Source organism: Photorhabdus luminescens subsp. luminescens, assembly GCF_001083805.1.
Taxonomy (GTDB): Bacteria; Pseudomonadota; Gammaproteobacteria; order Enterobacterales; family Enterobacteriaceae; genus Photorhabdus; species Photorhabdus luminescens.
In genome coordinates, this window is record NZ_JXSK01000003.1 from 231,360 (window position 1) to 254,899 (window position 23,540).

A 23,540-nucleotide genomic window follows, 5' to 3' on the forward strand; every position below is an offset into this window, starting at 1 on the left:
ATATTTTTACCACTAATCACAATTACTTCAGCTAGTTGCCTCATGTTTGGTTAAACGGTGATTTAGATCACCTTTTTCATGAAAAAGAAATGTATGCTGAAATTATTGAAGGTGGATAATCAATAATGAGAGGTAACTATATGATAGTAAATATTACCAGCAAACAAATGGAGATTACCCCGGCAATTCGCAACCACGTAGAAAAACGTCTAAGCAAACTAAATAAATGGCAAGTAAATCTGATAAATCCTCATATTATTCTATCAAAAGGGCCGCAAATTTTTAGGGCTGATGCAACCATAAGTATACCAAATGGTATGTTAGTTGCCGGGGCAAAACATGAAGATATGTATATTGCTATCAATGAATTATTAACAAAACTGGAGCGCCAATTGAATAAAGTACAGCATAAGGGAGAGGCACGCCGGACTTGCAACAGTGTTAAAGAATCAAACCTTAACTTAGAAACACAGCTAGAAACAGAACCAGAACCAGAAATATCACAATAAAATAACAATGACTTGCCTCTAACGCGTCCAGTTTGGACGCGTTTTTTGTTGACAGAAACAACAACATAAGGTTAATTAACAAAAACTACTGTAAACCTTTGTCCAGTGCGGACGACTGCCGATGAAATGGGAAGCTTCTCCCAATTGAGCAAAGAGTAGTCACACAAACTATAAATATGAGAATATGATGAATATAAGCCTGTTTTTCTTTTCATTCTTTTTTACCTTCCCTTGAGGGAGGCTTTCGTCGTTGGAAAAAGAACGAAAAGACGAACAGCAAGCCTCCCCATCGGGAGGCTTTTTTCTGTCCATTTCAAACCTATTATTATCAGAATGTGAATAACCCATTAGGAACCCATTTATGGATCAAAATAATTTGCTGAAAATACGGAAAAAAGTCAGCGAACTTGATTTAAAGTTACTGATTTTACTAGCGGAGCGTCGCCAATTAGCTTTTGATATTGCACAAACTAAGTTGCAGGATAATCGCCCTATCAGAGATAAGGATCGCGAACGCGAACTACTAGATGTACTAATCAGAAAAGGAAAAAAATACGGGCTTGATGGCTTTTATATTTCGCGTCTCTTTCAGATGATCATTGAAGATTCCGTACTCACTCAACAAGCATTATTGCAGCAACACCTAAATCAAACACCTCAAGATTCAGCGCGTATTGCATTCCTCGGTCCTAGAGGTTCCTATTCTCATATCGCCGCCCGCCAATATGCGGCACGTCATTTCAATCAATTAATTGAATGTAGCTGCCATAAGTTCCAGGATATCTTCTCCTTGGTTGAAACAGGCCAGGCGGATTACGGAATGTTACCCATTGAAAATACCAGCTCTGGTTCCATCAATGATGTTTATGACTTGTTGCAACACACCAATTTGTCAATTGTAGGCGAAATAACCATTCCTATTGACCATTGCCTACTCGTTGCAACAGAGACAGCACTATCAGAGATAAAAACGGTTTACAGTCACCCTCAACCATTTCAACAATGTAGCCAATATATTAATCAATTCCCACATTGGAAAATTGAATATTGCGAAAGTACTGCCGCAGCAATGCAAAAAGTCGCTGAACAGAATTCACCAGAAATTGCCGCCTTAGGTAGTGAAGCAGGCGGAGCGCTTTATCAATTACAAGTTCTGGAACAGAATCTAGCAAACCAATCACATAATATTACTCGTTTCATTATTGTTGCTCGTCAGCCTATTGAAGTTGCAGAACAGGTACCCGCCAAAACGACATTTATTATGGCAACCGGACAGCAGGCCGGAGCGCTGGTAGATGCGCTAATGGCGCTGAAAAAACATAATATTATTATGAGTAAACTGGAATCTCGCCCGATTAACGGAAATCCTTGGGAAGAGATGTTTTATATTGATGTCCAAGCTAATATTCGTTCAATCAATATGCAACACGTTCTGAAAGCATTGGCGAAAATCACTCATTCATTAAAGGTTTTGGGATGCTACCCAACAGAAAGTGTGATACCGGTTAACCCTTCCTGATTAAAAGAACCGGGTATTAAAATATCCGGTTCAGATTATTGGCTTTTAATATTTTGATTATCAATGAGAAAAGTTTTACCGCCTTTAATCTTCGGTTTAAAGGCTTTTTATTTATACCCGTTATCTTTCAAGCCGCCTCTTTGTTGGCTGCACTCACTCACCCCGGTCACATAGTTCTCTATGCTCCCGGGGATTCGCTCCCTTGCCGTCGCGATGCAACTTGAAATCCATAGGGTATATTTTATAAATCCCAACCTCTCAGCTTAAATAATATGGATTATTGTTTTCCATGCTATCTGAAAACAAGAGAGTAAAAAATTTCCACTTATTCGCATAGGATTAAATACGTTTTATCTGAATGTGATAAAACCGGTGTTAATAGAAACTACGTTTTATCTGTCACCTCGGTTTTAAAATCTGGGAAAAAACCGCACGCATATCATGAAAAAGAAGGCAAAAACTTTAATCATTAAAGGTAAAACAGAAATGATTAAAGCTTTTTTAAAGCAAGTAAAAAATTCGGTGTTATACTGACTTTAGAAGAGAAAACATCAGAAAAGACAAGTTTTAAATTTATTAACAAGGTGACAAAATGACAGAAATAACTATAGAACAAGAATATGAGATTGTATCAAAACATTTATCCAGAATGTCCACATTAAGAAGATTTGCTCAAACAAAAGATGTTGAATGGTTAGAAGATGTTTACAAAGCATTAGAGGTAGTAGTTCAAGACAGCAAAGAAACCTTCAGATTAATGAGTTTAGAAGCGGAACAAAAAGAACAAAAACGTTTAGACATATTAAGAATGATTGAAGAAATCGGCCTTGATCTTAAGACCATTAACATACCTATTACCCTTTCTGATTTTAAACCTAAAAAATCAAAGACAGGAAAAGGAAAAACGAGAAAACCTAAGTATCAGTTTAATGAAAATGGAGAAATTAAATACTGGTCAGGAAACGGTAAAAAACCATCAGGTTTACAAAAACTACTCGATGAAGGTCATTCATTAAATGAATTTTTAATTAAAAAATAAAAAACCTCGGAATGAGAATAGCCTCACAAGTTTTAATATTATTTACTTTATTTTTTTGCTTGCATTCGCTTTTGTGGCGATCGCAAGCGCTTTTTTATCGGTGATTAACTCGGTTATTAACTAAAAAAGTGTAAAAAAACAGGCTCCCATTAATGCCAAATTTTTAAAAGGTAAAGAGTATTTAAAAACAGACTACTCCCCACTTATTCATCATCGATGCTATATCCCAATTATTTTACGAAATAGATTATAAAAATAACGCAATAAAGAAGAGGGAAAACGGTTAATCTGTCAGGATTTAAGCCCAGAATAAAGAGTTATCTAAAAGAATATCTTTATACCCGTCATCTTTCAAGTTGCCTCTTTGTTGGCTGCACTCGCTCACCCCGGTCACATAGTTATCTATGCTCCCGGGGATTCTCTCCCTTGCCGTCGCGATGCATCTTGAAATCCATAGGGTATACATCGTTAGGCCATTTACTGACTGATTTAAGAAAAATTAAAGGGTAATAACTGATAAAAACCTCTCATGATTGTCAGTAAAAGCGGAGTCAATAAAGATAAAGCAAATTCGTTAAATATAAAACACGATATCCCATGATGATTAAACCTAATAAAAAACAGGTGTGAAAAAAGGGAAAACATGGTTAAAGCCGCATGCCATTAAATCCAGAAATTAAAACCATGATTTTTAATAACAACTTAAAACTGCCCATCGTAAAACCATCAGTGAAAAATAAGAAATAAAAATCGGGTTTGTTAATGCTTAAAACGAATATGATTAATATTCATTACACGTAAAATACCGACATACCATGATGGTTAAACTTAATAAAACAGGGCATTAAATGAGGGAAAAACAACTGTTAAAATCTATATTATCTCAGCGCTAATAATTACCGGTTATTTATACAGGTGTCTATCAGATTAGATCCGATTCAGCTTTTTTCCCCAGATTCATTTACCATCTAAAAAGCATACGTTAAAAGAAGTAAAAACACGATTAAAACCATATGCCATTAAATCCAGAAATTAAAACCATGATTTTTAATAATAACTTAAAAACTGCCCATCGTGAAATAATCAGTGAAAAATAAGAAATAAAAATCGGGTTTGTTAATGCTTAAAACGAATATGATTAATATTCATTACACGTAAAATACCGACATACCATGATAGTTAAACTTAATAAAAACAGGTGTAAAAAAGGGTAGAACACGATTAAAACCTTATACCGATTAACCTCAGAAGCTAAAATCATAACTCTTAATAACAACTAAAAAACTGCCCATTATAAAACTATCAGTAAAAAATAAGAAATAAAATTGGTTTTGTTAATGCTTACGCATCCCGAAAAAAAGACAAATGAGAATATGAATAGGTTTATCCGTTTACCAGAAACTACACCTCCCAAAAAATCCATCTTTAATAACGTTTTCAACCGGGGGAATAAACTTCTTTTAAAATCAGTCAAATAATCGATGATAAAATTCAGCATAAAAAAATCCGCAAATGAATAATTTAACCAAATAAAAATTCAGTCACTTGCAGCATTATTATGTGGCATATTCACTATTACTATGCAAAGCTGCGGCACCTTAAATATGCAAATTTAAACCTGTTTCACACGAATTTAATCCGACCAATAGCATTGCTTTTACATAGTTTGATTTAAACTACTCCTCTATTTGATACCTTTAATATGATTTAATCGGCAAAACCTTTCACCCTCATTGATAAAATTAAATTTATTAGCAATTCGAACCGGATATTGTCATAACCGGTTCTTTTTAGCTATTGACGACTATCATTCGCTTGTTGAAGCAATACTCTGCTCTCTCTCATAAAATGAGATGCATAATCACCAAACCATTCACTAACATCTTCAAAACTGCTGACAAAAGCCCGTTTGTCCTGGCTTTCCAATATCTCTAACGCTTGCCCAAAATTTTGGTGATAACGGCGTATAAGATCAATATTCTCTGGTGATGACATAATAATATCCGCGTAGAGCTGAGGATCTTGCGCAAATAACCGCCCAACCATAATCAGTTCCAAACGGTAAATGGGTGAAGATATCAATAACAGTTGTTGTAAATCAGCGCCCTCCTGTGCAAGATGTTGCCCATAAGCAAATGTCGTGAAATGGCGCAACGCCTGAATAAAGCTCATGTTTTTATCATGCTGTTCAGGACTCATCTGATGCAAACAAGCTCCCCAAATCAACAACTGCTCTAAAAACCATTGATAAGCTTCCTCTTGACGTCCGTCACAGTAAACAACAACTTGTTTTACCAAACTACCGACATCCGGCCCAAACATAGGATGTAATCCCAATACTGGACCTTTATGCACATCAAGCATAGCTTGTAATGGCTGCTGTTTAACAGATGCTAAATCCACCAAAATGCAATGGTCAGGTAATGGCGGTAAACGGCGAATAACCTCTTCAGTCAAATGAATAGGTACACTGATAATCACCATACCCACTCCCGCCAGAATCTGCTCTGCGTTGGGCCAATCTTGTGGCTCCAGATTTCTGACTTCATAACCAGACAAAGTTAACAAACGGCCAAACAGTTTCCCCATTTTGCCCAAGCCGCCAACAATGACTATCGGCCCCAATTGAGGACAAAGCGTTTTAAATCCTTTGTTATTTTCACTGGTGTAGGATTCCCTCATAATGCGGCGCAGAATATCTTCAATTAAATCCGGTGGAACACCAAACTCTTCAGCCTCTTGCCGACGTGAAGCAAGCATCGCCATTTCTCTGTCAGGCGCATAAATTGGCAACCCATTCTGACTTTTTACCTCACCAATCTCTGAAACTAATTCCAGACGCTTTGCCAACAAGCCCAGCAAAGCTTTATCCACTTCATCAATCTTATCCCTCAATTGAGATAATTCAGCCGCCATATTTATTATCCCGCTTTTTTCAGCACTGTCATTCTTTGCGACAATTGCATGCTAATTTGCTGATGTAATTTTCTTAGAATTGCTTCTGTCGTCTGCCAACTAATACACGCGTCAGTAACTGATACACCATATTTCATTTCACTACGCGGTTGTTCAGAAGATTGGTTACCCTCATTAATGTTGCTTTCCAACATAATGCCAGTAATAGATCGATTCCCTGAAATGATCTGCTCCACAACAGAATCCACAACCAAACTTTGGCGACGAAAATCCTTATTAGAGTTACCATGACTACAATCAATCATCAAGGACGGTAATAATCCAGACTGCATCATTTGCCGTTCACATTCCATTACATGTTGGACGCTGTAATTAGGGGTTTTACCACCACGCAAGATAATATGCCCATTGGGATTTCCTTGCGTTTGTAATAAACACACCTGCCCCGACTGATTTATTCCCACAAAGCGGTGCGGCATAGCGGCTGCGCACATCGCATTAATTGCAGTGTTCAAGCTACCATCAGTCCCATTTTTAAAACCAACAGGCATAGATAAACCTGAAGCCATTTCCCGGTGTGTCTGAGATTCTGTGGTTCTCGCGCCAATTGCAGACCAACTGAATAAATCCCCCAAATATTGTGGGCTATTTGGATCTAAAGCTTCTGTTGCAAGAGGTAATCCCATTTTAACCAAATTAAGTAGTAAGCGACGAGCAATATGCAGGCCAGATTCCACATCAAATGAACCATCCATGAATGGATCATTAATAAGACCTTTCCAACCCACTGTTGTACGAGGCTTTTCAAAATAGACACGCATAACGATGTACAAATTATCACTCAATTCAGCAGAAAGAGCGGCCAAACGGCGAGCATAATCCAGAGCCGCATCCACGTCATGAATAGAGCAAGGACCACACACTACCAGTAAACGGGGATCACGGAGCTGAACAATATCAGCAATTGTTTTACGTGCATTTGCAATAGTATGCAGATCACCATCACTCAGTGGGTATTGTTGCTTTAATTCTTTTGGAGTGATAAGAATTTGCTCACCACTGATGTGAACGTTATTAAGTGCATCTCTTTGCATGAACATTTTGATTTTCTCCTCAAGTTATCATTATGTACTCATTTGTTTTTATGCATTTGGCTAATAACATATCACGCATCGTAAAGAATACAATCCAAAAGTGTAAACAAGACTAAAACACTGTAAATTTTTATTTACAAAAAATGAAAAAGGAGTCAATTCAATGATAAATCTATTCTAGAACCAATTAATAAGGTTAAAATTATTTCATATAGAAAAATATTAGAAATAATTATGTTAAAACAATATTAATATCAAAACACAAGAAGCAATATTTGAGTCAATATTTTATGATCATTCATTCTTTATTTTTATATTTAAAATAATCAGGTAAAAAATATATTTATTTCATTTTTATTATTAAAAATAGACAATATCAATAATCGCAGTTATTGGATTCACAGAATAATTGGATGCGTATTGTTTAGCACTTGTCATGAAAAGAGTCCGTTCCATCAGATCCTATTACGTAGGTTATATTGTGTAGGTTATATTGTGATGAAGAAATTTATACCCTATGGATTTCAAGATGCATCGCGACGGCAAGGGAGCGAATCCCCGGGAGCATAGATAACTATGTGACCGGGGTGAGTGAGTGCAGCCAACAAAGAGGCAACTTGAAAGATGACGGGTATATATCTCCCTTTTAAACTCAATACACTAGAGGCCGGAAAATTCGGCCTCTTTATTAAAATATCTGTTACAAAGCTTGCTGTAAAAAAGCAATTAATTCCTGATTAACTTTATAGGGTTGCTCCAATGTGGAAATATGCCCTGCACCCTGGATAATAATATGATCACAGTGCAATATTTCAGCCATCAAATAACCCTCCAGAGGCGGGCGAGGCATATCTTGATCACCAGTAATAACAATCGAGGGAATATCTAATTTTTCCAACAAATGAATTCTATCTTCACGCCCAAATATTATTCTACCTAGCGGAACAATACTATTACGTAATATTTCCGCAGGAATGGCTACCAAACGCTGAATTAATTCATCAACCAAATGCTGAGCAGGTTGCTGGCTAAAGAAGGCTGGCACTATCAACTGTTGCAAAATAGATTGAGGAATTGCACCAGCCTGCTCTATCGCATCCAACATCGCAAAGTATTTTGTATGAGTCACTTCAGGTTCTAATCCGACAAAGGTATCCATCAAGACCAGTGCCTTAACTCTGTCCGGGACCATATCTACCAACTCAATTCCCCACATACCACCGGCAGATAAGCCAATGATAGCGAATTCTTTAATGCCAAGCTGATCCATCAACGCCAAGTAATCCCGAGCTAAATCAGCCAAAGTGCTATGCTGTTCTGGTAGCTCTCCCGAGCTTCCATGTCCCCAGAGATCAGGAGCAATCACCCGGTATTTTTTACTTAAGGCCTCGATCTGAGGCTCCCACATAGCAGAATCAAACAAATAGCTATGCCCCAGTAATAACGGGAAACCTTCACCTTCATCTCGGTAAGCCATTGTTTTGTTATGTATTTGAAAAGTTTTCAAAGCAAATCCTTATAGTCAGTTAATAACGTCTGAAATTATTCTAAAACTTTCAAAATAATTGTCTTTAAGATTATTACGATCTGATAATAATGTATTGCCGAATAATTTATCGATGAGTAAGAATCCCCCTTCATAGAAGGAGGCTTTGATTTCGCTCCTGAGGAGCGTAATAAAAAATCCGCTAAAAACCCGCCCGTATTCAGCCTGATTCTTCATTACAATAATTAAAAATACAGCAGAGCCAAAACCAAATTGATGACCACGCCCACAAAACGCAGTTTTAAATTGAGAATAAAAAAAGAGGCCAGCAATTGCTGACCTCTTTAATGATAACTTTCGGATGTAACGAAAGCGTATTATTTACTGTTCAGACGCTCTTTAATACGAGCAGCTTTACCAGAACGCTCACGCAGATAGTACAATTTAGCTCTACGAACAGCACCACGACGTTTAACGTTAATGCTGTCTACGACTGGGGAGTGAGTTTGGAATACACGCTCAACACCTTCGCCGTTAGAAACTTTGCGAACAGTGAATGCAGAGTGCAGACCGCGGTTACGAATAGCGATAACCACGCCCTCGAATGCCTGCAGACGTTTCTTAGCACCTTCTACGACCCATACCTTAACTTCCACGGTGTCACCCGGACGGAATGAAGGTACGTCTTGCTTCATCTGCTCTTGTTCAAGTTGTTTAATAATGTTGCTCATAATAATTCTCTTACCCTAGGTAAACTGATATATCAGAGACATTCCCTTCGGGGATATGTCTGGATTAATTAGTTGCTTCAGTTAGATGTTCCCGTTGGAACTCTGTTAGCAATATCCTTTGCTCGTCAGTCAGAGCTAGGTTTTCCAGAAGTTCAGGTCTTCTAAGCCAGGTCCGGCCAAGCGATTGTTTCATTCGCCAGCGATTAATTTCAGCATGATTTCCAGACAGCAGCACTGGTGGAACTTCCATACCATCTAATACCTCCGGGCGAGTATAGTGCGGACAATCCAGCAATCCATCAGCAAAAGAGTCTTCCTCCGCTGATGCTTGACGCCCCAGAACACCCGGAATGAACCGAGAAACTGAGTCAATCATCGTCATTGCCGGGATTTCACCACCACTGAGCACGTAATCACCGATAGACCATTCTTCGTCAATCTCAGTTTGGATCACCCGCTCATCTATCCCTTCATAGCGGCCGCAAATCAAAATCAGTTTTTCATTTGCTGCCAGCTCACAAACCCCTTGTTGGTTGAGTTTGCGCCCCTGAGGTGAAAGATAAATCACTTTTGCGCCTTCGCCCGCCGCAGTTTTTGCTGCATGAATGGCTTCCCGTAAAGGTTGAACCATCATCAACATGCCTGGACCACCGCCATAAGGCCGATCGTCAACGGTACGATGCCGGTCATAGGTAAAATCCCGTGGATTCCAGCATTCAATACTTAACAGGCCATTTTTCACTGCCCGGCCAGTTACCCCATAATCGGTTATTGCGCGGAACATTTCAGGAAACAGGCTAATAACCCCAATCCACATTATTGCGTCCCACTCATTTCAACCGCTTATAACCGGAGTTTAAAAACCAGGATCCCAATCTACTTCAATAGTTTTAGTAGCGAGATCGACTTTCTTGATAACCTGCCCATCAAGAAACGGAATTAGCCGTTCCTTGATACCGAATGCATCTTTCAGGTTTGCTTTAATTACCATTACGTCGTTAGAACCGGTTTCCATCATGTCATTGACAGTACCCAAGTCATAACCTGCGGTGCTAATTACCTGGCAGCCTATTAAGTCTTTCCAGTAGTAATCACCCGCATCCAGCTCTGGCAGTTGTTCTGAATCTACAATAATTTCGCAATTAGTCAGTAAATTCGCAGCATCCAGATCATCAATACCTTTAATTTTGATGATCATATCCTGATTGTGGTGTTTCCAGGCTTCCAGTTCGATGTGTTGCCACCGACCTGCCCGTTGAATAAACCACGGTTGATACTTAAAAATGTCTTCGGCATGTTCGGTGGAAGAAAAAACTCTGAGCCAACCACGAATACCATAAGTTGAACCCAGTTTTCCCAATACAATTGAGTTTACAGGCGGTTCAAAACAGGTTTGCTTGCTCATAGTTACCACCGCGACAGATTAAGCTGCTTTTTTAGCGTCTTTGATCAGTGTAGAAACACGATCAGACACAGTTGCACCCAGACCAATCCAATGTTCAATACGGTCCAGATCTAAACGCAGTGTTTCTGCTTTCCCTGTTGCAATAGGGTTGAAGAAGCCAACACGCTCGATAAAGCGACCATCACGCGGGCTGCGGCTATCGGTCACGACTACTTGGTAAAACGGACGCTTTTTGGCGCCGCCACGAGCTAAACGAATTGTTACCATAACATCCTCATTAGTTAACAAAACAACCAGACTTCATCGAGGAACGAAGTCCGGTTGTCAGATAAAAAGCCCGAAAAGTTTACTCACTTTGGCGCAAAAAGCAATCCAAAGTGGATATTCTTCGAGACTTTATCAATTAACGGCCCATAAATCCGGGTGGCATCATGCCTTTCATACCACGCATCATTTTTGCCAGGCCGCCTTTTTTCATCTTTTTCATCATGCGCTGCATTTCGTCGAATTGTTTAAGCAAGCGGTTAACATCTTGAACTTGAGTGCCAGAACCATTGGCAATACGACGTTTACGAGAACCTTTAATTATTTCCGGTTTTTGCCGCTCTTTACGCGTCATGGAATTGATAATAGCTTCCATTTTCACCAGAATTTTATCATCCATCTGGGATTTCACCGCATCCGGCACTTGAGACATTCCCGGCATTTTGCTTAACATGCTGGCCATTCCCCCCATGTTACGCATCTGCTTTAGCTGATCTAGGAAGTCATTTAAATCGAAACCGTCACCTTTCTTTAATTTAGAAGCCAGCTTTTCAGCCTGGGTGCGATCAACTTTACTTTCAATCTCTTCAATCAACGAGAGAACATCGCCCATTCCAAGGATTCGAGAGGCAATCCGATCCGGATGGAATGGCTCCAACGCATCCGTTTTTTCACCAACACCCAGGAATTTAATCGGCTTACCGGTAATATGACGAATAGATAGCGCAGCACCGCCGCGGGCATCGCCATCGACTTTAGTTAACACTACCCCCGTCAGCGGCAATGCTTCATTGAAAGCTTTCGCAGTATTAGCCGCATCCTGCCCCGTCATCGCATCAACAACAAACAGGGTTTCCACGGGATTAATGGCTTTATGAACCTGCTTGATTTCATCCATCATCGCTTCGTCAACATGCAGACGGCCCGCAGTATCCACCAAAAGCACATCATAGAATTTCAATTTGGCGTGCTGTACCGCTTGAGTCACGATATCAACGGGTTTTTCCTGAGCATCAGAAGGGTAGAAATCAATGCCAACTGCCTGCGCCAAGGTTTCAAGCTGTTTGATAGCGGCTGGACGATAGACGTCAGCAGATACCACCAAAACTTTTTTCTTCTGTTTTCCTTTCAAGAAGCTACCGAGCTTGGCGACGCTGGTCGTTTTACCTGCGCCTTGCAGACCAGCCATTAATACGACGGCAGGCGGCTGAGTAGAAAGATTTAGCTCACTGTTAACTTCCCCCATCGCCTTAACAAGTTCATTCTGAACAATTTTGACAAACTCTTGGCCGGGGGTAAGGCTTTTATTAACCTCGTGGCCTACCGCGCTCTCTTTAACGCACGAAATAAAATCACGCACTACAGGCAATGCAACGTCAGCTTCAAGTAAAGCCATGCGAACTTCACGCAGCGTTTCTTTAATATTATCTTCGGTCAGTCGCCCACGGCCACTGATATTGCGCAATGTGCGCGATAGTCTGTCGGTTAGATTATCAAACATTGTCTCTGCTCAATTTTTTTAAATGGGCTACCTGTAAGGCGTATTCCACAAATTATAACACGATGGCAGGGGATCTCTGCACAGAGATTCGCACCGATGATTAACAATGGTTGGAGGCTATCCTTGCTGGCGGTATACTTAGCTTTAATTCAACCAAAGACTATCGTTAAAACGACTAAATGCTATGCCAGTATTTTCTATAATTTCTTCATTCGCTTATTTACTCAGCCTGGCCCTGATTATTCCCGGCTTACTGCGGAAATCGAAAGGATACCGCAGGCTGGCATTACTTTCTGCGATTGTCGCCTTAATTTGTCATGCTATTGCGCTTAAATACCAGATCTTCCACGTTAGCAGCGGGCAAAACCTCACTCTCCTAAATCTAGGTTCTATTGTCAGTTTGCTGACTTGTATCATAATGACAATTGTCGCTTCTCACGGCCGTGCTTGGTTCCTGCTACCCATTGTTTACAGTTTTGCCATGATAAATTTGGTCTTAGCGAGTCTTATGCCAGGTGAATTCATTACTCACCTAGAGGCCAGCTTTGGATTATCTATTCACATTGGATTAGCGCTTCTTGGTTACGCGACTTTACTTATCGCTGCATTATATGCATTACAGCTTAGGTGGTTGGATCATCAACTTAAAAATAAAAAACTCACTTTTACGCCAGATATGCCCCCACTCATGTTCATTGAACGCAAAATGTTTCATATCACTCAGGTTGGCGTAATATTGCTAACACTGACGCTCTGTACCGGCATCCTCTATATAGATAATATTTTCAGTAGCGAAAACATCCATAAAGCAATTCTGTCTATCATCGCGTGGTTTGTTTACATTGTTTTATTATGGGGCCACTACCATGATGGATGGCGCGGTAAACGCGTTATCTGGTTTAACCTGATCGGCGCATTTACCCTGACACTCGCCTATTTCGGCAATCGATTATTACAGGAAATCATGATTTACTAGAAGTATGACATCTAATCAATACTTGGAAGGAATTTTGTTTTGGAGCATGTCTCAACAAGCACATTACTGATTATTTTAATCATCATGGTCATTGTCTCAGCTTATTTCTCCGCCTCCGAGACAGGTATGATGACAATGAATCGCTACCGCTTACGTCATCTGGCAAAGCAAGGGAACCGCTCTGCCCGCAGAGTTGAAGCATTACTTCGCCATCCTGAGCAGCTCATCAGTCTGATTCTTATCGGCAATAATCTGGTTAATATTCTTGCTTCAGCGCTCGCTACTATCATTGGTATGCGTCTTTATGGTGATGCCGGAGTCGCTATTGCAACCGGTATTCTGACGTTTATCGTGCTGATATTTTCTGAAGTCATGCCAAAGACGATAGCAGCCCTCTATCCTGAAAGAGTCGCTTTTCCAAGCAGTTTTCTGCTCCGTCCGTTACAGAAAATCATGCTGCCGTTAGTTTGGGTGCTAAATAAAATTACCTTATTATTAATGCGTTGCCTTGGTATCAAACACCCTACTGGCTCTAATCACGCCATTAGTAAAGATGAACTTCGCACTATTGTGAATGAATCAAATGCCAAGCTATCACAGCAAAATCAGGATATGCTGATTTCAATTTTAGACCTGGAAAAAGTCACAATCGGCGATATTATGGTTCCCCGTAATGAAATTGTCGGCATTGATATTAATGATGACTGGAAATCCATCATACGGCAATTAACTCATTCACCTCATGGCCGGATCGTGCTTTATCGTGATTCACTTGATGATGCTATTGGCATGCTGCGTGTACGTGAAGCTTACCGACTGATGACAGAAAAAAAAGAGTTCACCAAAAAAAATCTGATTAAAGCCGCAGATAAAATCTATTATGTCCCAGTCAGCACACCACTTAATATCCAGTTAGTGAATTTCCAACGTAATAAGGAAAAAGCCGGGCTCATCGTTGATGAATACGGTGATATTCAAGGATTGGTCACTGTTGAAGATATCCTCGAAGAGATTGTCGGTGATTTTACAACATCTATGTCTCCTTCTCTGGCTGAGGAAGTTTCACCACAAAGCGATGGGACTATTTTGATTGATGGGACAGCCAATATCCGCGAATTAAATAAAGCCTTTAATTGGACATTGCCTGTTGATGGGCCGCGAACGGTTAATGGTATGGTGCTTGAAGAGTTAGGAGAAATACCCGCACTTAATGTACAAGTGCAAATCGGTAAATATAATTTTGAAGTACTTTCAGTGAACGATAATGTCATTAAACAAGTTCGAGTCACCCCCATTAGCCAATTTCCTGCGCAAGAAGCACAAGCCATTTAAATCGCTGCGGAAAATTAATACCGTTGGAGGCGCACCACCAACCTCCAACGACAAATTCCTGTTAATACATCCATCAGGAACCCAAAATATCATTACTGCTATGGAACTACACTTTCAATTCGGTCAGTTTTTCTTCTGGCAATGCCAACTCATCATTCTTATTAACGAGGACGTCTGAACCAAGAATATGACGTGCAATATCCTGAGCTTCTGTCAGTGAATGCATGTGATAAGTACCGCATTGATAAATATTTAACTCCGGGATTTGGCTCTGATCTTTCACTTTCAAGACATCAGCCATCGCCGCTTTCCACGCGTCTGCAACGCGTATTTCCGCCGGTGCGCCAATCAAGCTCATATAAAAACCTGTTCGACATCCCATTGGCGATATATCAATAATTTCAACACCTTCGCCATTGAGGTGATTGCGCATAAAACCAGCAAACAAATGTTCAAGTGTATGAATACCCTTTTCAGGCATAACCTGTTTATTGGGTATGCAGAAACGTAAGTCAAAAACTGTGATGGTGTCGCCATGAGGCGTTTTCATAGTCTTAGCAACTCTTACGGCTGGCGCATTCATACGAGTATGGTCAACAGTAAAACTATCCAGTAAAGGCATTTCTTCATCTCCACAAAAAATTCAGATTTTTCTTCAAGCAAATGAAACCTTTTCATCTGCCACCGGTCATAAAGAATGAAAGACGCGTAATTATTATCCCTATTCTCTAGAAAATCCTATTTGGTCACTTTCACTTGTGACCATTTTCTTTTCTAGCATCCTGCCTGTTGTTTCAGATACTCATCAAAACTAATCGTATCCTCACGCTCCAACGCGTCTTGTCGCTCTACGGAGGCCCTGCGTTCTATAGCGAACTGTTCATCGCTAATAACCTCATATTTCTCATTGATCAGTTGCTGATGGTATTCATCCGCCAGTTCCAGCCCAAAGCCGCCAATGCCCTGGCTCTTCATTCTTTCCAGCACGCGAGCCGATAAAGTCAGTGATGAATCATCAAACATAGCAATTAATTCTTCGCAAACCTTTTGATACTGTGTGCCAGAACAACTATCCAATATTGCGGCAACCCGTTTCAAGTCACTAAATAACTTTTTGCCAACTTTTGCTAACGGCTCTTCTACACTTCCACAACCAAGACCAATCATTTGCCCTAGTTTACGCCCCTCAAGGATCACTCTGTTCCAGTTCTTACGGCAACAATCTAATTCATCACTGCTCATTTCTGGCGCTTCGGCAAGCACGCACCATATTAAGAATAGGTCAAGAAAACGAATTTGTGTTTCATTGACACCAACCGCTGCAAATGGGTTAATATCCAATGAACGAACTTCGATATATTCCACTCCCCCACGCAGCAACGCATCAGAAGGCGATTCATTCCCTTTTGTGACACGCTTAGGTCGGATTGGCGCATACAACTCATTTTCAATTTGTAAGACGTTGGTATTGAGCTGAATATGTTTATCACCTTGCTTAATACCCAATTTAGCAAACTCATCAGATGGCTTATGAATCGCTTTTTTTAACTCGTCAATATAGGTGTGTAGGTTATTAAACGTAATATTCAGATCGCTTTGTGATTTATTGGTGTATCCCAAGTTACTCATTCTTAGTGAAGTCGCATAAGGCAGATAACAAGTTCCATCTTCTGTTCGATCAAAAAGAAAAGCAGTCTCTCTTCCACGTAAGAACGAGGAACAAATTGCCGGAGAAGCGCCAAACAAGTATGGGATCACCCATCCAAAGCGATAATAGTTACGGATCAAGCGGAAATAGCCATTAGAGATCTGCTCTTTCCCACTCTCTGCATCTTCAATACCAGCCCAGGCGCGCCAGAACTCAATTGGCAATGAAAAATTATAATGAACCCCGGATATGGTCTGCATTAACGCGCCATAACGATTTTTCAACCCTTCACGGTATAAAGTTTTATAGCGACCAACATTCGATGTACCATATTGAGCCAAAGTAATGTTCTCTTCCGCATCAATAAAGCATGGCATACTCAATGGCCACATTTTTTCTTTATCCAGTGAACGCGCCGTGTGACGATGAATATCTCTAAGAAAAGAAACCGTATATTTTATATCGTCATTAACTGGTGTTATGAACTCCAACAGTGACTCGGCAAAGTCAGTAGTAATCCATTTATGCGTAAGCGCTGCACCAAGTGCTTTAGGATGCTCCGTTATGGCTAAACTACCATCTGAAGTAATACGTAATGTTTCACGTTCAACACCGCGACGAATTCCCTTTAAAATTGTCGGATGCGCCTCTAGCCATGATAGAGCCTTTGATACGTCCGGGATCAATTCGACCTCCCGTAGTGTTTTAGAAGAATTTTTATAAGGGTTTACTTTATCTTAAACAAGCCAAATTGTCGCTGATTAGATATATCAGCAAAAACATTTCAGCGTCATACAGAAAGCGGGTTGGTTATGGCAGCACAAAGTAGAAAGGAAAAAGCCCTACTGTTCAAGTAGGGCTTGATATGGCGCATCCAGAAGGATTCGAACCTCCGACCGCTCGGTTCGTAGCCGAGTACTCTATCCAGCTGAGCTATGGATGCGTATTCAGTTTTTCACTCTTGGTAAAGGCCAGCGATTGCTTCGATTACCTGAATGGCGCCTCGGATGATCTCATCTCAAGGTTAAATATGGCGCATCCAGAAGGATTCGAACCTCCGACCGCTCGGTTCGTAGCCGAGTACTCTATCCAGCTGAGCTATGGATGCGTGTTTAATTTTTCACTCTTGGTAAAAGACAGTGATTGCTTCGATTACCTGAATGGCGCCTCGGATGATTTCATCTCAAGGTTGAATATGGCGCATCCAGAAGGATTCGAACCTCCGACCGCTCGGTTCGTAGCCGAGTACTCTATCCAGCTGAGCTATGGATGCGTGTTCAATTTTTCACTCTTGGTAAAAGACAGTGATTGCTTCGATTACCTGAATGGCGCCTCGGATGATTTCATCTCAAGGTTAAATATGGCGCATCCAGAAGGATTCGAACCTCCGACCGCTCGGTTCGTAGCCGAGTACTCTATCCAGCTGAGCTATGGATGCGTGGTTTAAATGGCGGTGAGAGAGGGATTCGAACCCTCGATGCAGCTTTTAACCGCATACTCCCTTAGCAGGGGAGCGCCTTCAGCCTCTCGGCCATCTCACCGTACGCTTTCTTTCGAATCGCGACTCAGAACTTTTGTTTAAGCTCCTCGTCACTGCGTGGCGCACATATTACTTTCCCAGACTTATAAGTCAAACAATTTTTCTAAACCTGTGTTTGTTTGAACACTTCACACACAAGATGTTTGGTTTGACGCCAAAAAGTACGTTTTGTCAGCAGTAAATTATCACAACCTCAATTGAAGTGCATGCAAATCATTATTCACCGCAATAGCATGATAGGAACACGCTGTTCTTACGATAGAAAAACAAAAAAGATGGGAAAATAAACAAGAGTTTAAGAAATTAGCAAGACAAAAAAATATCAGCAGAGGTGAGATCCCTCAAAAATGGCGCCCGGTTCTGACAGAGATAGGACGCCAACTTAGAGTCAGTAAGTTGTTGGCTGAGACTTTTCGGCCTGAATCCGCTGATAAATTTCTTCACGGTGAACAGAAACTTCTTTAGGAGCATTTACACCAATACGAACTTGGTTACCTTTAACCCCCAGTACTGTAACTGTTACCTCATCGCCTATCATGAGCGTTTCACCAACTCGACGAGTCAGAATAAGCATTCTTTGCTCCTTGAAAATTTAAAAGAGTCGGGTCTTTCGGTTTCCCCGCTATTATCCATCAAACACCGTGAAAACGTAAAACAATGGTATATGCTTAAAGTATAAGCAATTTTAAGCGCATTTCCTACCTATATAGTTTAGCCAAAATAAATAAATATGCGCTTAACCTTTTAACAATTTCACAACAAGATTTCAAGGCACCATAAAAACAACGCTATGATGCCCTTTAAACTCAGGTAATATCGCTTATAGCCGCGATGCTACCCACTCTTCCACGCTATCCAAAGCAGAAGGCAACGCTTCAACATCAGAACCACCTGCCTGGGCCATATCAGGGCGACCACCGCCTTTACCACCGATTTGCTGAGCTACAGAAGAAATTAACTCACCTGCTTTTATTTTAGCAGTCAGATCCTTTGTGACACCAACAATTAAGCTGACTTTATCATCACTTATAGTGGAAAGCACAATAATCGCTGAATCTAGTTGATTTTTTAGATCATCAACCATCGTTCTCAACATCTTCGGTTCTGTATTGCTTAGCTGACTGACCAGCAACTTCACGCCCTTCACTTCTTTCGCTTTACTTGCTAAAGAAGAGCTCTCTTGTGCAGCCTGTTGATCTTTAAGCTGTTGAAGCTCTTTTTCCAACGCTTTGGTTCTATCCAACGTCACCCGTACTTTTTCACTCAGGCTATGAATATCACTTTTCACTAATTGAGCAATATCCTGAATTAAATCAACCTGTTGATGTACAGACTCCAACGCTTTTTTACCTGTAATCGCTTCGATCCTACGGATACCCGCAGCCGTTCCAGATTCAGCAATAATACGGAACAAGCCAATATCACCGGTACGATTTGTATGAGTCCCTCCACATAATTCAGTGGAAAAACTCCCCATTGACAGTACACGGACTTGTTCTTCGTATTTTTCACCAAACAGTGCCATCGCACCTTTAGTTTTTGCTGCTTCCAGATCCATCAATTCAGTAACAACAGGTGAATTTTGACGAACTTCGGCATTAACCAAATCCTCAACCTGACGGATCTGTTCTGGTTTCATCGCTTCAAAGTGAGAAAAATCAAAGCGAAGGTATTTATCGTTAACCAGAGAGCCTTTCTGTGATACGTGCTCACCCAAAATTTGACGTAACGCAGCATGTAACAGATGGGTTGCTGAGTGATTCAAACGAATTGCATCACGACGTTCAATATCAATAACCGCATTGATGTTATGGTTTACACTCAAGGTACCTTTTTCAAGCTTACCAATATGACCGATAGCCTGACCATATTTTTGTGTATCAATAACACAAAAAGCACAATCGGTATTACTCAGAATACCCGAGTCGCCAACTTGTCCACCGGACTCAGCATAAAAAGCAGTCTTATCCAGTATAACAATCGCTTCTTCGCCCGCTTGAATTTGATTGACTGATTCACCATTACGGAAAATAGCAGTTACTATTGCCTGCTGTTCGTTATGATCGTAACCAGAGAAATCACTGCGTTCATCAACTTTGATCAATTCATTATAATCGGTACCGAAACCACTTGATTCGCGAGCACGACGACGCTGATTTTCCATTGCCGCTGCAAATCCCGCTTCATCAACGCTAATATTACGCTCACGGCAAACATCAGCAGTTAAATCCACAGGGAAACCATAGGTATCATACAGACGGAAAGCCGTTTCACCATCCAGAATATCGCCGGATAGTTTTGCCAGTTCATCGTCTAACAACTGAAGACCACGTTCCAGAGTACGAGCAAACTGCTCTTCTTCTGTTTTCAAAATCTGCTCAACAATTGTTTGCTGGCGTTTAAGCTCTTCTCCCGCAGCGCCCATCACGTCTATCAATGGGGCAACCAGTTTGTAGAAGAAGGTATCTTTAGCCCCCAACATGTTTCCGTGACGAATAGCTCGGCGGATAATACGACGCAGAACATAACCACGGTTTTCATTAGAAGGAACAACACCATCACAAATCAAAAATGCACATGAACGAATGTGATCAGCAATCACCCGCAGAGATTTATTACTCAGATCATCTGTATCACCAGTGACATTAGCAACAACTGTAATCAAATCACGGAACAGATCGGTCTCATAGTTAGAATTGACGTGCTGCAATACAGCGGCGATCCGCTCCAGCCCCATACCCGTATCTACTGATGGTTTTGGCAACGGCTCCATCGTGCCATCAGCATGACGGTTGAACTGCATAAAGACGATATTCCAGATTTCAATATATCTGTCGCCATCTTCCTCTGGGCTTCCTGGCGGTCCACCCCAGATATGTTCGCCATGATCATAAAAAATTTCAGTGCAAGGACCGCAAGGACCGGTATCACCCATTTGCCAGAAGTTATCTGATGCATAAGGCGCACCTTTGTTATCACCAATGCGGATAATTCTTTCTGCTGGTATTCCGATTTCATTCTTCCAAATATCATAGGCTTCATCATCTGTCTGATAGACAGTCACCCATAATTTTTCTTTAGACAAATTGAACCAATCTTTGCCAGTCAGAAGTTCCCAAGCATAACTAATAGCATCATGTTTGAAATAGTCACCAAAACTGAAATTACCGAGCATCTCAAAAAAAGTATGATGGCGTGCGGTGTAACCTACATTTTCTAAATCGTTATGTTTACCACCGGCACGAACACAACGCTGAGCAGTTGTTGCTCGGGAATAAGATCTCTTGTCCTGTCCAAGAAAGACATCCTTAAACTGGTTCATCCCTGCGTTGGTAAACAGCAGTGTTGGGTCATTATTTGGCGCCAAAGAACTACTTGGTACGATTTGATGCCCTTTAGTATGAAAAAAGTCGAGAAACGCTTGACGGATCTCAGCGGTGCTTTTGCTCATAATTGTCCCGAAATCAAGCTGGAAAAACAGATTTATGAATTGGTTAGGCGGGATATTCCATCACCTATTTTCAACTCACGAATAAACAAAGTGGGGATAAGATAAAAGTTCTTCTATTAGAAGTAAAATCCCAGATACATCCATTCGCTGGCAGCATTGTAAATCGTCTGGGTATTTTCTGAAAGCATGATCGCATAATATGGATAATACTCGCTTTCTGAGAGAAGAAACCGCGTCATTATTAACGCGGTATAAGTTTGATGACAAAACTTTTACAGCTTTAATACGAGAATACAAACTACCGATATAATTAGTTAGATTAGAATTCTTCGTTATTCATCTCTTCGTTTTCATCACCTTCGTAATCAGAAGCAGCACTACTGAATTCACCGGCATTATTCAACAGCATTTCACGTAATTTTTTATCCAGTTCAGTAGAAATTTCAGGGTGCTCTTTCAGGTAGATGGTAGCATTCGCTTTGCCTTGACCAATTTTATCGCCATTATAGCTGTACCATGCTCCTGCTTTTTCCACCAGTTTATGCTTCACACCTAAATCGATTAATTCACCATAAGTGTTAATGCCTTCGCCATACATAATCTGGAATTCTGCTTGCTTAAATGGCGCTGCCACTTTGTTTTTTACTACCTTAACACGGGTCTCGCTACCAACAACCTCTTCGCCATTTTTCACAGAACCAATGCGGCGAATATCCAGACGAACAGAAGCATAGAATTTCAGCGCGTTACCACCGGTTGTTGTTTCAGGGTTACCGAACATGACGCCAATTTTCATGCGAATCTGATTGATAAAGATCAACAACGTATTGGAACTTTTCAAGTTGCCGGCCAGTTTGCGCATTGCCTGACTCATCATTCGAGCTGCCAGCCCCATATGAGAATCGCCAATTTCCCCTTCTATTTCGGCTTTCGGCGTTAAAGCAGCAACGGAGTCTACGATAATCACATCAACAGCGCCGGAACGTGTCAACGCATCACAGATCTCAAGAGCCTGTTCCCCCGTATCGGGTTGAGAACACAACAGATTATCAATATCAACACCCAACTTCTTAGCATAGATAGGATCAAGAGCGTGTTCAGCATCAATAAACGCACAGGTTTTACCTTCACGTTGTGCTGCGGCAATAACCTGTAATGTCAGCGTTGTCTTACCAGAAGATTCCGGGCCATAGATTTCAACAATACGCCCCATCGGCAGGCCGCCAGCGCCTAATGCAATATCCAGCGACAATGAACCCGTGGAGATAGTTTCAACGTCCATTGAACGATCTTCGCCCAAACGCATGATGGAACCTTTGCCAAACTGCTTTTCAATTTGGCCTAGCGCCGCTGCTAGTGCTTTTTGTTTATTTTCATCAATAGCCATTTTTACTCCCTCGTAAGCAATGAAAGGGCTCTCTCACTGCCGATGAATAATTTCTGATACTAAAACATTGTTTGCAATTATACTGTATAATCATACAGCATCAAGTTAATTTTTTATACCCGTTATCTTTCAAACTGCCTCTTTGTTGGCTGCACTCGCTCACCCTAGTCACATAGTCAGCTATGCTCTCAAGGATTCGCTCCCTTGCCGTCGCGATGCATCTTGAAATCCATAGGGTATATAATCTCTGATAACAATGTTTTCAGAGAATAAATGACAGCTTGAAGGCGTACTTCATCTCGGTCACCGTTAAAACAACAATGGCGGGACACAACTTCTACCCCATTTACCGTTAGATATGCAAATCCGAACCACACGGTGCCAACAGGTTTTTCTTCGCTGCCGCCATCAGGCCCGGCAATGCCGCTGACCGAAACCGCCAGATCTGCCTGCGCGGCTTTCAGCGCTCCTGCGGCCATTTCTCTCACAACCTGTTCACTAACAGCCCCATATTGCTGTAAAACGGCTTCTGACACGCCAAGCATCTGATGCTTAGCTTTATTACTGTATGTCACAAAGCTTCGATCAAAATAAGCAGAGCTGCCAGCAATATCTGAAATGGTCTTCGCCAACCAGCCACCGGTGCAAGATTCGGCACAAGTCACCCACAGTTTGTGCTGTCTCAGTTTCTCTCCCAGTTCAATACTAAGCTGAGTCGAAATTTTTTCACTCATAACACACT

19 protein-coding genes, 5 tRNA genes and 1 other annotated feature are annotated in these 23,540 nt (G+C 41.0%); of the genes, 5 read left to right on the forward strand and 19 right to left on the reverse strand.

Annotated features, from left to right (window positions below):
* Positions 1–140: 140 nt before the first annotated feature.
* The 3 genes from raiA (at position 141) to TI10_RS09190 (ending at position 3,067) form a co-directional block, all read left to right on the forward strand.
* Positions 141–509, forward strand: a complete 369-nt coding sequence (raiA, locus tag TI10_RS09180; protein ID WP_049583360.1) for a ribosome-associated translation inhibitor RaiA — start codon at positions 141–143, stop codon at positions 507–509.
* A 186-nt stretch (positions 510–695) separates the two neighbouring features.
* Positions 696–815: a sequence feature (Phe leader region), on the forward strand.
* 55 nt (positions 816–870) lie between these two features.
* Positions 871–2,028, forward strand: a complete 1,158-nt coding sequence (gene pheA / locus TI10_RS09185; RefSeq protein ID WP_049583015.1) for a bifunctional chorismate mutase/prephenate dehydratase — start codon at positions 871–873, stop codon at positions 2,026–2,028.
* A gap of 592 nt (positions 2,029–2,620) precedes the next feature.
* Entirely contained in the window at positions 2,621–3,067 is a 447-nt protein-coding gene (locus tag TI10_RS09190; protein ID WP_049583016.1) for an H-NS histone family protein, read from the forward strand.
* A 1,794-nt stretch (positions 3,068–4,861) separates the two neighbouring features.
* On the opposite strand, the gene tyrA is transcribed toward TI10_RS09190, so the two are convergent.
* From tyrA to ffh, 8 genes are all read right to left on the reverse strand, one after another.
* Positions 4,862–5,983, reverse strand: a complete 1,122-nt coding sequence (tyrA, locus tag TI10_RS09195; RefSeq protein WP_049583017.1) for a bifunctional chorismate mutase/prephenate dehydrogenase — start codon at positions 5,981–5,983, stop codon at positions 4,862–4,864.
* Positions 5,984–5,988: 5 nt separating this feature from the next.
* A complete protein-coding gene (locus TI10_RS09200; protein ID WP_049583018.1) occupies positions 5,989–7,083 on the reverse strand; it encodes a 3-deoxy-7-phosphoheptulonate synthase in 1,095 nt (364 codons plus the stop codon).
* A 694-nt stretch (positions 7,084–7,777) separates the two neighbouring features.
* Positions 7,778–8,584, reverse strand: a complete 807-nt coding sequence (locus TI10_RS09205; RefSeq protein ID WP_049583019.1) for an alpha/beta fold hydrolase — start codon at positions 8,582–8,584, stop codon at positions 7,778–7,780.
* Positions 8,585–8,940: 356 nt separating this feature from the next.
* A complete protein-coding gene (gene rplS / locus TI10_RS09210; protein WP_036814090.1) occupies positions 8,941–9,294 on the reverse strand; it encodes a 50S ribosomal protein L19 in 354 nt (117 codons plus the stop codon).
* Positions 9,295–9,358: 64 nt separating this feature from the next.
* Entirely contained in the window at positions 9,359–10,111 is a 753-nt protein-coding gene (gene trmD, locus TI10_RS09215; RefSeq protein WP_049583021.1) for a tRNA (guanosine(37)-N1)-methyltransferase TrmD, read from the reverse strand.
* Positions 10,112–10,150: 39 nt separating this feature from the next.
* The gene (gene rimM / locus TI10_RS09220; RefSeq protein ID WP_049583022.1) at positions 10,151–10,699 is read right to left on the reverse strand and encodes a ribosome maturation factor RimM; all 549 of its coding nucleotides are present in this window, start codon (positions 10,697–10,699) and stop codon (positions 10,151–10,153) included.
* 18 nt (positions 10,700–10,717) lie between these two features.
* Positions 10,718–10,966, reverse strand: a complete 249-nt coding sequence (rpsP, locus tag TI10_RS09225; protein WP_049583023.1) for a 30S ribosomal protein S16 — start codon at positions 10,964–10,966, stop codon at positions 10,718–10,720.
* A 136-nt stretch (positions 10,967–11,102) separates the two neighbouring features.
* Complete coding sequence (gene ffh / locus TI10_RS09230; RefSeq protein ID WP_049583027.1) at positions 11,103–12,464, reverse strand: signal recognition particle protein; 1,362 nt, start codon at positions 12,462–12,464, stop codon at positions 11,103–11,105.
* 184 nt (positions 12,465–12,648) lie between these two features.
* Between ffh and TI10_RS09235 the strand changes: the two genes are divergently transcribed.
* A complete protein-coding gene (locus TI10_RS09235; RefSeq protein ID WP_049583028.1) occupies positions 12,649–13,440 on the forward strand; it encodes a cytochrome C assembly family protein in 792 nt (263 codons plus the stop codon).
* Between the two features lie 39 nt (positions 13,441–13,479).
* Entirely contained in the window at positions 13,480–14,772 is a 1,293-nt protein-coding gene (locus TI10_RS09240; protein WP_049583029.1) for an HlyC/CorC family transporter, read from the forward strand.
* 106 nt (positions 14,773–14,878) lie between these two features.
* On the opposite strand, the gene luxS is transcribed toward TI10_RS09240, so the two are convergent.
* The 11 genes from luxS to pncC form a co-directional block, all read right to left on the reverse strand.
* Positions 14,879–15,394, reverse strand: coding sequence for an S-ribosylhomocysteine lyase (gene luxS / locus TI10_RS09245; protein ID WP_049583030.1), 516 nt, complete (start codon positions 15,392–15,394; stop codon positions 14,879–14,881).
* A gap of 152 nt (positions 15,395–15,546) precedes the next feature.
* Positions 15,547–17,106 (reverse strand): glutamate--cysteine ligase, encoded by a 1,560-nt coding sequence (gene gshA, locus TI10_RS09250; RefSeq protein ID WP_049583031.1) that lies wholly within the window; start codon positions 17,104–17,106, stop codon positions 15,547–15,549.
* Positions 17,107–17,286: 180 nt separating this feature from the next.
* A tRNA-Arg gene (locus TI10_RS09255) sits at positions 17,287–17,363 on the reverse strand.
* A gap of 88 nt (positions 17,364–17,451) precedes the next feature.
* Positions 17,452–17,528 (reverse strand) — tRNA-Arg (locus tag TI10_RS09260).
* 88 nt (positions 17,529–17,616) lie between these two features.
* Positions 17,617–17,693 (reverse strand) — tRNA-Arg (locus tag TI10_RS09265).
* Between the two features lie 88 nt (positions 17,694–17,781).
* Positions 17,782–17,858: transfer RNA gene (locus TI10_RS09270), tRNA-Arg, on the reverse strand.
* Between the two features lie 10 nt (positions 17,859–17,868).
* A tRNA-Ser gene (locus tag TI10_RS09275) sits at positions 17,869–17,961 on the reverse strand.
* A gap of 387 nt (positions 17,962–18,348) precedes the next feature.
* The gene (gene csrA / locus TI10_RS09280) at positions 18,349–18,534 is read right to left on the reverse strand and encodes a carbon storage regulator CsrA (RefSeq protein ID WP_002209449.1); all 186 of its coding nucleotides are present in this window, start codon (positions 18,532–18,534) and stop codon (positions 18,349–18,351) included.
* 246 nt (positions 18,535–18,780) lie between these two features.
* Positions 18,781–21,411: an alanine--tRNA ligase gene (gene alaS / locus TI10_RS09285; RefSeq protein WP_049583032.1), complete on the reverse strand. Its 2,631-nt coding sequence runs from the start codon at positions 21,409–21,411 to the stop codon at positions 18,781–18,783.
* A gap of 319 nt (positions 21,412–21,730) precedes the next feature.
* On the reverse strand, positions 21,731–22,798 hold the full coding sequence (gene recA / locus TI10_RS09290) for a recombinase RecA (RefSeq protein ID WP_049583033.1): 1,068 nt from the start codon (positions 22,796–22,798) through the stop codon (positions 21,731–21,733).
* A gap of 188 nt (positions 22,799–22,986) precedes the next feature.
* Positions 22,987–23,532 carry a nicotinamide-nucleotide amidase gene (gene pncC / locus TI10_RS09295; RefSeq protein WP_049583034.1) on the reverse strand — a complete coding sequence of 182 codons (546 nt, stop codon included), beginning with the start codon at positions 23,530–23,532 and terminating at the stop codon, positions 22,987–22,989.
* Positions 23,533–23,540: the final 8 nt, after the last annotated feature.

Coding starts and splice junctions, on each gene's coding strand:
- TI10_RS09235 (WP_049583028.1), top strand. CDS start 12,649: ATGCCAGTATTTTCTATAATTTCTTCATTCGCTTATTTACTCAGCCTG.
- rplS (WP_036814090.1), bottom strand. CDS start 9,294: ATGAGCAACATTATTAAACAACTTGAACAAGAGCAGATGAAGCAAGAC.
- raiA (WP_049583360.1), top strand. CDS start 141: ATGATAGTAAATATTACCAGCAAACAAATGGAGATTACCCCGGCAATT.
- rpsP (WP_049583023.1), bottom strand. CDS start 10,966: ATGGTAACAATTCGTTTAGCTCGTGGCGGCGCCAAAAAGCGTCCGTTT.
- TI10_RS09190 (WP_049583016.1), top strand. CDS start 2,621: ATGACAGAAATAACTATAGAACAAGAATATGAGATTGTATCAAAACAT.
- tyrA (WP_049583017.1), bottom strand. CDS start 5,983: ATGGCGGCTGAATTATCTCAATTGAGGGATAAGATTGATGAAGTGGAT.
- luxS (WP_049583030.1), bottom strand. CDS start 15,394: ATGCCTTTACTGGATAGTTTTACTGTTGACCATACTCGTATGAATGCG.
- recA (WP_049583033.1), bottom strand. CDS start 22,798: ATGGCTATTGATGAAAATAAACAAAAAGCACTAGCAGCGGCGCTAGGC.
- pncC (WP_049583034.1), bottom strand. CDS start 23,532: ATGAGTGAAAAAATTTCGACTCAGCTTAGTATTGAACTGGGAGAGAAA.
- rimM (WP_049583022.1), bottom strand. CDS start 10,699: ATGAGCAAGCAAACCTGTTTTGAACCGCCTGTAAACTCAATTGTATTG.
- ffh (WP_049583027.1), bottom strand. CDS start 12,464: ATGTTTGATAATCTAACCGACAGACTATCGCGCACATTGCGCAATATC.
- trmD (WP_049583021.1), bottom strand. CDS start 10,111: ATGTGGATTGGGGTTATTAGCCTGTTTCCTGAAATGTTCCGCGCAATA.
- csrA (WP_002209449.1), bottom strand. CDS start 18,534: ATGCTTATTCTGACTCGTCGAGTTGGTGAAACGCTCATGATAGGCGAT.
- TI10_RS09200 (WP_049583018.1), bottom strand. CDS start 7,083: ATGTTCATGCAAAGAGATGCACTTAATAACGTTCACATCAGTGGTGAG.
- pheA (WP_049583015.1), top strand. CDS start 871: ATGGATCAAAATAATTTGCTGAAAATACGGAAAAAAGTCAGCGAACTT.
- alaS (WP_049583032.1), bottom strand. CDS start 21,411: ATGAGCAAAAGCACCGCTGAGATCCGTCAAGCGTTTCTCGACTTTTTT.